The 11875-nt window shown below is 62.2% G+C and carries 11 protein-coding genes; 9 read left to right on the top strand and 2 right to left on the bottom strand.

Going from position 1 to position 11875, the window contains the following annotated elements; genetic code table 11:
- The 3 genes from EN750_RS04885 to EN750_RS04875 all read left to right on the top strand — a co-directional run.
- The coding region (locus tag EN750_RS04885) for an HIT family protein (protein ID WP_145967418.1) at positions 1–215 on the top strand (215 nt) is incomplete at its 5' end.
- A gap of 41 nt (positions 216–256) precedes the next feature.
- On the top strand, positions 257–1201 hold the full coding sequence (nudC, locus tag EN750_RS04880) for an NAD(+) diphosphatase (protein ID WP_127395784.1): 945 nt from the start codon (positions 257–259) through the stop codon (positions 1199–1201).
- Between the two features lie 37 nt (positions 1202–1238).
- A complete protein-coding gene (locus EN750_RS04875; protein WP_127268465.1) occupies positions 1239–1544 on the top strand; it encodes a Dabb family protein in 306 nt (101 codons plus the stop codon).
- A 77-nt stretch (positions 1545–1621) separates the two neighbouring features.
- Here the strand turns inward: EN750_RS04875 and EN750_RS04870 are convergent, their stop codons facing one another.
- Both EN750_RS04870 and EN750_RS04865 read right to left on the bottom strand, forming a co-directional pair.
- A complete protein-coding gene (locus EN750_RS04870; RefSeq protein ID WP_127395783.1) occupies positions 1622–2485 on the bottom strand; it encodes a prephenate dehydratase in 864 nt (287 codons plus the stop codon).
- A 9-nt stretch (positions 2486–2494) separates the two neighbouring features.
- Complete coding sequence (locus EN750_RS04865) at positions 2495–3223, bottom strand: 3-deoxy-manno-octulosonate cytidylyltransferase (protein WP_127395782.1); 729 nt, start codon at positions 3221–3223, stop codon at positions 2495–2497.
- Positions 3224–3416: 193 nt separating this feature from the next.
- Between EN750_RS04865 and EN750_RS04860 the strand changes: the two genes are divergently transcribed.
- From EN750_RS04860 to EN750_RS04835, 6 genes are all read left to right on the top strand, one after another.
- A complete protein-coding gene (locus tag EN750_RS04860) occupies positions 3417–4091 on the top strand; it encodes a cytochrome c family protein (RefSeq protein ID WP_127395781.1) in 675 nt (224 codons plus the stop codon).
- Between the two features lie 155 nt (positions 4092–4246).
- Positions 4247–6124 carry an extracellular solute-binding protein gene (locus EN750_RS04855; RefSeq protein ID WP_127395780.1) on the top strand — a complete coding sequence of 626 codons (1878 nt, stop codon included), beginning with the start codon at positions 4247–4249 and terminating at the stop codon, positions 6122–6124.
- Complete coding sequence (locus tag EN750_RS04850; protein WP_127395779.1) at positions 6124–7992, top strand: extracellular solute-binding protein; 1869 nt, start codon at positions 6124–6126, stop codon at positions 7990–7992. The genes EN750_RS04855 and EN750_RS04850 overlap by 1 nt, the downstream gene beginning before the upstream one ends.
- A gap of 30 nt (positions 7993–8022) precedes the next feature.
- Positions 8023–9120 (top strand): microcin C ABC transporter permease YejB, encoded by a 1098-nt coding sequence (locus EN750_RS04845; RefSeq protein WP_013527941.1) that lies wholly within the window; start codon positions 8023–8025, stop codon positions 9118–9120.
- On the top strand, positions 9120–10265 hold the full coding sequence (locus EN750_RS04840) for an ABC transporter permease (RefSeq protein WP_127382064.1): 1146 nt from the start codon (positions 9120–9122) through the stop codon (positions 10263–10265). The genes EN750_RS04845 and EN750_RS04840 overlap by 1 nt, the downstream gene beginning before the upstream one ends.
- Positions 10262–11875, top strand: a 1614-nt coding sequence (locus EN750_RS04835) for an ABC transporter ATP-binding protein (RefSeq protein WP_145967416.1), incomplete at its 3' end; no start/stop codon positions are given. The genes EN750_RS04840 and EN750_RS04835, both read left to right, overlap by 4 nt.

Genomic DNA, 11875 nt, shown 5'->3' with positions numbered 1-11875 from the left:
ATATGGTGGCGCAGGCGCTGAAGAAGGCGACCGGCTGCACCAAGATCAACACCGGCGCGCTCGGCAACATCGTGCGCCAGCTGCACATCCATGTCATCGCGCGTTCGGAAGGTGATCCCGGCTGGCCAGGCCCTGTGTGGGGACATGGCCTGCGAGAGCCCTATCAACGTTCCGACTTGCGACGGTTTGCCGAAACGATCAAGGCGGCGCTATAAGCGTTCCCAGTGTCCATCCCTCAACATAGCCCAGAGTCCCCATGAGCTTCCGCCTGTTTGACGCGCCTTTGCGCGAGCCGAGCCAGTTCGTCGGCTTCGCCGGCAACACGATCGACCGGCAGTCCGAGAACCGGGCCGACGATTCGGTCGACAAGGCGCTGGCCGATCCGGCGACGCGGCTGCTTCTGATGCATGGCGGCCGGCTCTATCTGAAGCTCGGCGATGGCGGCGCTCTCGATCCCTGGTTCGGCGCCACCGAGAGCGAGCCCTTCAAGGTTTCCCTGGCGCAAGGCATCCTGCTCGGCTTTTCCGAACGAGGACCGGTGCTGGCCGTGCCCGCCGGCGTCGAACCCGAACAGCTTCCGGAAACAGTCAAGGCCATCGACTACCGCTCGGTCTACATGCAAGGGCTGATCGACGAGGCGGCGGCTGGCGCGATGGCGCAAGGGGCGGCCCTGCTCGCCTGGCATGCGAGCCATCGCTTCTGCAGCAAATGCGGTACAGAATCGCAGATGCGGGCCGGCGGCTACAAGCGCCATTGCCCGAATTGCGGCACCGAGCATTTTCCGCGCACCGACCCGGTGGCGATCATGCTGACGGCGACGCGGGAGAAGTGCCTGCTCGGGCGCGGCCGGCATTTCGCGCCGGGCATGTACTCGGCCCTTGCCGGCTTCATCGAGCCGGGCGAGACGATCGAGGCGGCGGTGCGCCGCGAGACGCTGGAAGAGGCCGGCATCCGGCTTGGCCGCGTCGTCTACCACGCCAGCCAGCCCTGGCCGTTTCCCTATTCGCTGATGATCGGCTGCTTCGGCGAGCCGCTCAACGACGACATCCAGCCCGACCTCAACGAGCTTGAGGACTGCCGCTGGTTTTTTCGCGACGAGGTGCGCCTGATGCTGGAAAGGACGCACAAGGACAATCTGGTCACGCCGCCGAAAGGCGCCATCGCGCATCACCTGATCCGCGCTTGGGTCGACTCGGAATGATGGCAGCGAACACCGAAAGACATTGCAGGAGCAGGACATGATCCGTCACACCGTCGTTTTCACGCTGAAGCATCCGCCGCATTCGCTGGAGGAAAAGCGGTTCCTGGTCGACGCCAAGAAAATCCTCACCGCGATCAGAGGCGTTACGCATTTCGAGCAATTGCGGCAGATCAGCCCCAAGAACGACTATCGTTTCGGCTTCTCGATGGAGTTCGCCGACCAGGCCGCCTACAACAGGTACAACGACCATCCCGACCATGTCGCCTTCGTGCGCGACCGCTGGGTGCCGGAGGTCGAGACCTTCATGGAGATCGACTATGTGCCGCTAGGCGCGGTGATCTAGGGCATGGTCCCGAAAAGTGGAAACCGGTTTTCTAGGACAAACGGTTTCGTTTGTCCGGAGATCATGCCCAGTAGCGATCAGTCCGCCACCTTCCACTGCTCACGCGACCCACTGGCCGGATAGACGCCCAGAATCCGCACTTCGCGCGAGAAGAAACGAAGCTCGTCCAGCGCCAGCTTGACCAGCGGGTCGTCGGGATGGCCCTCGATGTCGGCGTAAAACAGCGTCGCCGTGAAAGCGCCCAGCTGGTAGCTCTCCAGCTTGGTCATGTTGATGCCGTTGGTGGCGAAGCCGCCCATCGCCTTGTAGAGTGCGGCCGGCACGTTGCGGACGCGGAAGATGAAGGTCGTCATCATCTTGACGTCAGGCGACGGGCGCTCGGCCCATTGCTTGTTCTTGGTCAGGACGACAAAGCGGGTGACGTTTGAGTCGGTGTCCTCGACGTTTTGCTCGATGATATCGAGCCCGTAGAGGGTCGCTGCCAGCGCGGGCGACAGCGCCGCCATGGTGCGGTCCTTGACCTCGGAGACCATCTTGGCGGCGCCGGCCGTGTCGCCGGCGACGATCGCCTTCCAGCCGTTCTTGCGGATGTATTTGCGGCACTGGCCAAGCGCGTGGATGTGGCTGTGCACCGTCTTGATCTCGTCGCGCCTGACGCCCGGCAACACCATCAGCTGGAAATGGATGGGCAGGAAATATTCGCCGATGATGTGCAGCTTCGATTCCGGCAAGAGATGATGGATATCGGCGACGCGCCCGGCAATGGTGTTCTCGATCGGGATCATGGCAAGGTCGGCCTTGTTGGTCTCGACCGCGTTGAAGGCATCCTCGAAGGTCGGGCAGGGCAACGGGTCCATCGAAGGGAACATGTTGCGGCTGGCGGTGTCGGAATTGGCGCCCGGCTCGCCCTGGAAGGATATTCTGTTGGTCTTTTCAGGCATGCCGATATCTCAGGTTGAAAGGATCTGTCTGGCGCGTTCGAGGTCTTCCGGCGTGTCGACGCCGAGCGGCAGCGACTGGACGATCTCGGCGTCGATGCGCATGCCGGCTTCCAGCGCCCGCAACTGCTCCAGCCGCTCGCGCCGTTCGAGCGGCGACGGCTTCAGCGCGACGAAACGCTCGAGTGCTTCGCGGCGGTAAGCATAGAGGCCGACATGATGGTAGAGCGGCCCCTCGCCCCAAGGCGCCGTGGCACGGGTGAAATAGAGCGCCCTCAGCCTGCTGCCCGAGAGCGGCGAGCCGACGATCTTGACGACATTGGGGTTGGTCTTTTCCTCGTCACGGACGATCTCGACGCCGAGCGTGGCGATGTCCACCGCCCCGTCCTCGAACGGCCTGAGCGACGCGGCGATGATCGCGGGATCGATCGTCGGCAGGTCGCCCTGCACATTGACGATGGTTTCGACCTTGCGCCTGGGGTCGAGCGCGATCAGCGCCTCGTGGATCCGGTCGGAGCCGGATTCGTGATCCATGCGCGTCATCACGGCCTCGAAACCGTGCGCGCGCACCGCCTGCGCCACGCTTTGCGTGTCGGTCGCCACCACCACCCGTCCAAGGCCGGCTTCGGCGGCACGGCGGGCGACATGGACGATCATCGGGGCGCCTGCGATGTCGGCCAGCGGCTTGCCCGGCAGGCGGGTCGAAGCCATGCGGGCCGGGATCAGGATCAGCGTGGACATTTCGGGTGCAAGGCGTCTCGAAAGAGGACAGGGAAAGTGGCAAAAGGTCTCACTGGAAGCGCCCTTATAGGTGTTGCAACGCCGCAGCAAAAGACCTAGTTTCCGCCCGATTTGACCGCCCTGGCAGGACGGGTCACGATACCGACGGACGGAGTGGACGGTTCTGTCCGCCGGAAAAGGGAGCAAGGGGCGTATGGATTCCAACGAAGTCAACAAACTGCTCGCCGGATTGCTCGGAACCGTTTTCGTCGTCTTCTCGGTCGGTATTGTGTCGGACGCGCTGTTTGCCTCGCCGGCGCCGGAAAAGCCCGGTTTCGCCATCGAGGCCGCCGAGCCCGCCGAGGGCGGCCCGGCCGCTCCTGCAGCAGCCGAAAAGCCGATCGCAGATCTTCTGGCCAACGCAAGTGTCGAACAAGGCGCTGCCATCTTCAAGAAGTGCCAGGCCTGCCATTCCGGCGAAAAAGGCGGTCCGAACAAAGTCGGCCCCGACCTGTGGGACATCGTCGACCGTCCGGTCGCCTCTCACGAGGGCTTCGCATATTCGGCGGGGATGAAGGAATATTCCAAGGGCGGCACAGAGAAGTGGACCTACGACAACCTCAACCACTTCATCACGTCGCCCAAGAAGGACGTGAAAGGCACAGCGATGGGCTTTGCCGGCCTGCCGAAGGAAGAAGACCGCGCCAACGTTATCGCCTATCTGCGCACGCTGTCGGACAATCCCAAGCCGCTGCCGGCACCGGGTGCAGCCGCCGATGCAGGCGCGCCCGCCGATGCAGCCGCTCCGGCAAAGCCGGCTGAGGGTGCCGCGCCGGCCGCTCCCGCCGCCCCGGCTCCGGCCGCACCGGCACCGGCGCCTGCCCAATAGCCAGATATCATCTCGACGACCTTGAAAAAGCCGGGTTCAGCCCGGCTTTTTTGTTGGGAAAACCGCATAGGCGGCGACAAAGCCGCGCATGGCGGTTTTCACGAGCGCCAAATCATCTAGATTGCCATGAACGGGCATTGCGAAGAGGATAGTGCATGACGGTTGGCCGAACGCTTCTCAAGTCGTTGCTGGCGGCAGCCCTTCTGGCGGCGGGCTTGCAGGCTGCCCGCGCCGACGAATGGCGCACCACCTCATCGCTGATCGGCGAGTCCAAATACGGCGCCAATTTCCAGCACTACGACTACGTCAACCCGAACGCGCCCAAGGGCGGCACGCTGAATTCGGTGGTGCCAGGTACATTCGACAGCTTCAATCCCTACGTCGTCCAGGGATCACCGGCCGCCGGCCTCGTCGGGTTTGGCGGCGGCCTGCTCTACGACACGCTGATGGAGCAGGCGACCGATGAAGGCAGCACCAGCCATCCACTGATCGCCGATGCCTACAAATATCCTGATGATTATTCCTCCGCGACCTACCGGCTCGATCCGCGCGCCAAATGGCATGACGGCCAGCCGATCACCGTCGATGACGTGATCTGGTCGTTTCATGTGCTGAAGGCCAACAGCCCGCAGTACAGCCGCTATTTTGAGAATGTCACCGATGCGGTGGCGATTTCGGATCGCGAGGTGGAGTTTCATTTCAACCAGAAGGGCAATCGCGAACTGCCCAAGATCATGGGCGACCTTGCCGTGCTGCCGAAACATTGGTGGAAAGGCACCGATGCCAACGGCAAGAAGCGAGACGTAACCAAGCCGACGCTGGAAATTCCGCTCGGTTCAGCCGCCTACAAGATCGCCAGCTTCAAGCCGGGCTCGGAAATCATCTGGCAGCGTGTGCCGGACTATTGGGCGGCCAAGCTGCCGGTGAAGATCGGCCGTGAGAACTTCGACACCCGACGCTACACCTATATCCTGGACGACAACGCTGCCTGGCTCGCCTTCACCAAGGGTGGGCTGGAAGACATCAACCGCGAATACAGTTCGCGCAAATGGGCGACGGCTTACAATTTCCCGGCATTCCAAGCCGGCGATGTCATCAAGAAGGATTTCCAGACCCAGGCGCCGGAACCGATGCAGGGCTTCGTCCTCAACCAGCGGCGGCCGCTGTTCCAGGACCGGCTGGTGCGTGAAGCGCTGACCATTCCGTTCGATTTCGAGAGCATGAACCGCACACTGTTCTTCGGCTTCAACACCCGCACGTCGAGCTATTTCCAAGGCACCGAACTGGCCTCGAACGGGTTGCCGCAGGGCAAGGAACTGGAAATCCTGGAAAAATACCGAGACAAGCTGCCGCCCGAACTTTTCACCCAGGAATTCAAGCTGCCGGTTTATGATTCACCGCAGGCGGAACGGAAGTACCTGAAACAGGCGGTCGATCTCTTCGCCAAGGCGGGCTGGGTGATCAAGGGCGGCAAGATGGTCAATGCCAAGACCGGCGCGCCGTTCAAGTTTGAAATCCTCGGTTGGAACGACACCGACCAGGTCATCGCCAGCCCCTACATCGCCAATCTGCGCAAGATCGGCGTCGACGCCACTTTGCGCATCATCGACCAGACGCAGTACATCAACCGCGTCAACAATTTCGATTTCGATGTCGTTACTGGGATGCTGCAGCAGTCGGAATCGCCGGGCAACGAGCAGCGCGACTTCTGGAGCTCGAAAGCTGCCGACTCGCCCGGTTCGCGCAATCTGATGGGCATCAAGGACCCGACCGTCGACGCGCTGGTCGATCGCATTATCTTCGCGACCGATCGCGACGATCTCGTCGCCGCCACCCATGCGCTCGACCGCATCCTGCTGTGGAACTTCTACGTGGTTCCCCAATATTACCGGTCGGCGGTGTGGCTGGCCTATTGGGACAAGTTCAAATTCCCCGACAAGCAGCCTGCCTATGCCGGAGCCGACATCGATTCCTGGTGGATCGACCCGGACAAGGAGAAGGCGCTGGCGGCCAAGTACAAGGGTGGCAATTGATGGCGGCCCTTCCCCGCCGCGACTTCCTGGCCCTGGGCAGTGCCGCGGCAGCCGCCGCCTTGCTGCCCGGCAAGGCCTTCGCCGACACTGCGACCGGCACCAAGCTGCACGGCCTGTCGGCCTTCGGCGACCTCAAATACAAACCCGATTTCGCGCATTTCGACTACGTCAATCCTGACGCCCCAAAGGGCGGCCAGATGAATTTCGCGCCGCCGAACTCGACCCTCAATCAGAGCTTCCTGACCTTCAACACCCTGAATTTCCTGGTGTTGAAGGGAGAGGCTCCGCCGCGCGCCGAACTCTGTTTCGATTCCCTGATGACAAGCGCGCTCGATGAGCCGGATGCGGCCTACGGCCTGCTCGCCGAAACCGTTACCCTGTCGCCAGACCGCAACGGTTTCCGCTTCGCCCTGCGACCGCAAGCGCGTTTTCATGACGGCTCGCCGCTGACCGCGGACGACGTTGTCTTCGCGCTGAAGCTTTATAAGGACAAGGGCCATCCGAACCTTTCCCAGGCGTTGCGGTACATGACCGACGCGGTTGCGGTCGATCCCGCCACCGTCAACCTCACTTTCAACGGCGAACAGTCAGCGCAAAACATCCTGGCGATCGTGGGGATGCCGATCGTCTCCAAGGCCTTTTATACGGCCAATGATTTCGATGCCTCGACCATGACACCGCCGCTTGGCTCGGGTCCCTACAAGATTGGACGCGTGGCGGCCGGACAGACTGTCGAATATGACCGCGTGGCCGACTATTGGGGCCGCGATCTGCCAGTGAACCGCGGCCTCTACAATTTCGACCGCATCCGCATCGACTTCTATCTTGACCGGCAGGCGGCGTTCGAAGCCTTCAAGAAAGGCGACACGCATTTCCGCGAGGAATTCACCTCGCGGGTATGGGCGACCGGATACGACTTTCCGGCGCTGAAGGACGGCAAGGTCGTCAAACGGGAATTTCCCGGTGAGAAGACGCCGGACATGCAGAGCGTCGCACTGAACCAGCGCCGTCCGCAATTCCGCGATGAGCGGGTGCGGCGGGCGATCGCCCGGTGCTTCGATTTCGAATGGATGAAGCGGGCCTTGTTTTACGGCTCCTACGAGCGTTCTCAATCGAACTTCGAACGATCGGATTACAAAGCCGACGGCCTGCCCTCGCCTGACGAACTGGCCCTGCTGGAGCCGTTCCGGGCCGAGTTGCCGCCAGAGGTTTTCGGTGAAGCGGTAACACAGCCCCTGTCCGACGGTTCGGGTCATGACCGCAAGCTGCTGGGCGAGGCTTCGAGATTGCTCGCGCAAGCCGGCTGGAAACGCGATGGCAGTTTCGTCGTCAACGACAAGGGTGAGCGGCTGCGGGTCGAAATGCTGGCGGAGGACGACGGCATCGTTCGCATCTACACCCCGTGGTCCGAGAATATGAAGGCAATAGGGATCGACGCATCGATCCGGCAAATCGATTCGGCGCAGTATGAGCAGCGGCACAGCAATTACGACTTCGATCTTGCCTTGCTGCATTGGTCGATCGGGGCGACGCCGACCGACGACAGCCTGCAGATGCTCTATGATTCCCGTATGGCGAAAATCCCGGGGCAACGCAACTATCCGGGCACCGAAAGCAAGGCCATCGACGCCCTGATCGCGGCAGCCGGCAAGGCGAAAAACCGTATTGAACTCGTCACGGCGCTCAGAGCGCTCGACCGGGTCTTGCGCGCGCGCCTCGACTGGATTCCAACATACTATCTGGCGAATCACCGCGTCGCCTATTGGGACATGTTCGGCTTTGTCGAACAGAAGCCCGATTTCGGCTTTCCGGTCGAGACGCTGTGGTGGTTCGATAAGGGCAAGGCGGCAAGAATTGGCAAAGGCTGAGATGTTCGCTCAACGAGGGCAGAAGGCCTGATGGGCGCCTATATCCTGCGCCGCATCCTTTTGATGATCCCGACGCTGTTCGGCATCATGGCGATATCCTTCGCCGTCATCCAGTTCGCGCCGGGCGGTCCGGTCGAACAGGTCATCGCCCGGCTGACCAATCAGGGCGGCAGCGACCGCCTCGGCGGCGGTGGCGGCGACGCGGGTGCCGGCGGCAATTTCGATGCCGCCGGTGACGTCAGTTCGAAATATCGCGGCGCGCAGGGGCTCGATCCGGAATTCATCAAGAAGCTGGAGAAACAGTTCGGCTTCGACAAGCCGCCGCTCGAGCGCTTCGGCATGATGCTGTGGAATTATGCACGCTTCGATTTCGGCGACAGCTATTTCCGCGACATTTCGGTGCTCGACCTGATCCTGGAAAAAATGCCGGTGTCGATCTCGATCGGGCTGTGGATCACGCTGTTGTCCTACCTGATCTCGATCCCGCTCGGCATCCGCAAGGCGGTCAAGGACGGCACTCCCTTCGACGTCTGGACGAGCGGCGTCGTCATTGTCGGCTATGCCATACCTGGCTTCCTGTTCGGCATCATGCTGATGGTGCTGTTTGCCGGCGGGTCGTTCTGGGACTGGTTTCCGTTGCGCGGCCTCACCTCGGACAATTGGGATCAATTGTCCTGGTGGGGCAAGATCGTCGACTATTTCTGGCACATGACCTTGCCGCTGACCGCTTTGGTGCTGTCGGCCTTCGCCACCACGACGCTGCTGACCAAGAACTCGTTCCTCGAAGAAATCCGCAAGCAGTATGTGGTGACGGCGCGGGCCAAGGGTCTGTCGGAACGGCAGGTGCTCTACGGCCACGTCTTCCGCAACGCCATGCTGATCGTCATCGCCGGCTTTCCCGGGGCCTTCATCTCGGCCTTCTTCACCGGATCGCTGCTGATCGAGAACATCTTTTCCCTCGATGGCCTCGGCCTGCTCGGCTTCCGGTCGGTGGTCGAGCGCGACTATCCGGTGGTGTTCGCCAATCTCTATATCTTCTCGCTGCTCGGGCTGTTCGTCGGTCTCTTGTCCGACCTGCTCTACACCTGGGTCGATCCGCGCATCGATTTCGAGCGGAGAGACGTCTGATGTCGGAGGCTACAGTACCCGTGGACGCGGCACCCGCGCGGATCAAGCGGCCGTTTCTGTCGCCGCTCAACAAGCGGCGCCTGCAGAACTTCAAAGCCAACCGCCGCGGCTACTGGTCGCTGTGGATCTTCCTCGTCCTGTTCGTGCTGTCGCTGTTTTCCGAGTTCATCGCCAACGACAAGCCGATCATCGCCTCCTACAAGGGCGAGATCCTGTTTCCGGTGCTGGTCGCCTACCCCGAGGAAAAATTCGGCGGCTTCTATGCCGTCACCGATTATCGCGACCCGGTCATCCAGGACGAGATCAACGCCAATGGCTGGATGATCTGGCCGCCGGTGCGCTACTCCTATCAGACCGTCAACAACGCCATTCCGGAAGCAGCGCCGGCCAGGCCGTCTTGGCAGTATGACGCCACGAAGCGCTGCAACCAGTATCCGCAGGGTGCCGCCGACCCCGCCTGCATCGTCGGCAACTGGAATTGGCTCGGCACCGACGACCAGGCGCGCGACGTGCTGGCGCGCGTCATCTACGGCTTCCGCATTTCGGTGCTGTTCGGCCTGATCCTGACCGCCGGCTCGGCCTTGATCGGCGTCGCGGCCGGCGCCGTGCAAGGCTATTTCGGCGGCTGGACGGATCTCTTGTTCCAGCGTTTCATCGAAATCTGGTCCGCCATCCCCGTGCTCTATCTCCTGCTCATCGTCGCCGCCATCCTGCCGCCGGGCTTCTTCATCCTGCTCGGCCTGATGCTGTTGTTCTCCTGGGTGGCGCTGGTCGGCGTGGTGCGGGCCGAGTTCCTGCGCGCCCGCAATTTCGAATATGTCAACGCGGCGCGCGCGCTCGGCGTGCCCAACCGCACCATCATGTTCCGGCACCTGTTGCCCAACGCCATGGTGGCGACATTGACCTTCATGCCCTTCCTGCTCTCAGGTTCGATCTCGACGCTGACCTCGCTCGACTACCTCGGTTTTGGCCTGCCGCCCGGCTCCGCTTCGCTCGGCGAACTGCTCAAGCAGGCACAGCGCAACCTCAATGCGCCGTGGCTCGGCATTTCCGGCTTCGTCGTCATCTCGCTGATGCTGTCGCTGCTGGTCTTCGTCGGCGAGGCGACGCGCGACGCCTTCGATCCGCGCAAGACGTTCAGATGAGCGAAGCCCCCTTGCTCAGCGTACAGGACCTCAGCGTCGCCTTCAGCCAGGGCGGCGGCCAGTCGACGGCGGTCGACCACATCTCGTTCGACATCGCCAAGGGCGAAACGGTGGCGCTGGTCGGCGAATCCGGCTCCGGCAAATCGGTCTCGGCGCTTTCGGTGCTGAAGCTGCTGCCCTATCCAAGCGCCAGCCACCCCTCGGGAAAGATCGTGTTCCAGGGCGCCGACCTGCTTGCCATGAGCGAGAAGCAGTTGCGGCAAGTGCGCGGCAACAAGATCACCATGATCTTCCAGGAGCCGATGACCTCGCTCAATCCGCTGCACACGATCGAGCATCAAATCGTCGAGATCCTGAAGCTGCATCAAGGCATGGCCGAGCGCCCGGCCAAGGAGCGCACGCTGGCCTTGCTCAACGAGGTCGGCATCCGCGATCCGCACAAGCGCCTCGATGCCTATCCGCACCAGTTGTCCGGCGGCCAACGCCAGCGCGTGATGATCGCCATGGCGCTGGCCAATGAGCCCGAACTTCTGATCGCCGACGAGCCGACGACGGCGCTCGACGTCACCGTACAGGCGCAGATCCTCGAACTGCTGGCCGGCTTGAAGAGCCGCAAGGGCATGTCGATGCTGTTCATCACCCATGATCTCGGCATCGTGCGCAAGATTGCCGACCGTGTCTGCGTGATGACCAAGGGCAAGATCGTCGAGACCGGGCCGACCAAGGAGATCTTCGCCAATCCGCAGCATGCCTATACGCGGCATCTGCTGGCGGCCGAGCCAAAAGGCAAGCCGCCGGCCGCCAATGCCGATGCCAAGCCTGTCATGACCGGCAAGGACATAAAGGTCTGGTTTCCGATCAAGCAGGGCTTCTTCCGCCGCACCGTCGACAATGTGAAGGCCGTCGACGGCATCGATGTCACCGTGCGCGCCGGCCAGACGCTGGGCGTGGTCGGCGAATCCGGCTCCGGCAAGACGACGCTCGGCCTGGCGCTGGCAAGAATGATCTCGTCGACCGGAACGATCCAGTTCAATGGTCGCGACATCAACCAGCTGACTTTCAACGCCATGCGGCCGCTCAGGCGCGAATTGCAGATCGTCTTCCAGGATCCGTTCGGCTCGCTCAGCCCGCGCATGTCGATCGCAGAGATCATCGAAGAAGGCCTCAAGATCCACGAGCCGAAGCTGTCGCCCGACGAGCGCGACGACAAGGTGGCCGCCGTGCTGAAGGAGGTCGGGCTCGATCCGGCGACACGCAACCGCTATCCGCACGAGTTTTCCGGCGGCCAGCGCCAGCGCGTTGCCATCGCACGCGCCATGGTGCTCAACCCGCGCTTCGTCATGCTGGACGAGCCGACATCGGCACTCGACATGAGCGTGCAGGCGCAGGTCGTCGATCTGCTGCGCAGCCTGCAGGCCAAGCACGATCTCGCCTATCTCTTCATCAGCCATGATTTGAAAGTCATCCGTGCGCTCGCCAACGACGTCATCGTCATGCGCAATGGCCGGATCGTCGAAGCTGGTCCTTCCCAGCAGATTTTTGAAAATCCGCAAACCGACTATACTCGGGCGCTGATCTCGGCCGCCTTCAAGATCGAGACGGCACCGGTC

Source organism: Mesorhizobium sp. M7A.F.Ca.ET.027.03.2.1, from assembly GCF_003999175.1.
In the GTDB taxonomy this organism is placed as follows: domain Bacteria; phylum Pseudomonadota; class Alphaproteobacteria; order Rhizobiales; family Rhizobiaceae; genus Mesorhizobium.
Note: the sequence above shows the minus strand (reverse complement) of the source record. Positions and strands in the feature narration are given on the sequence as shown.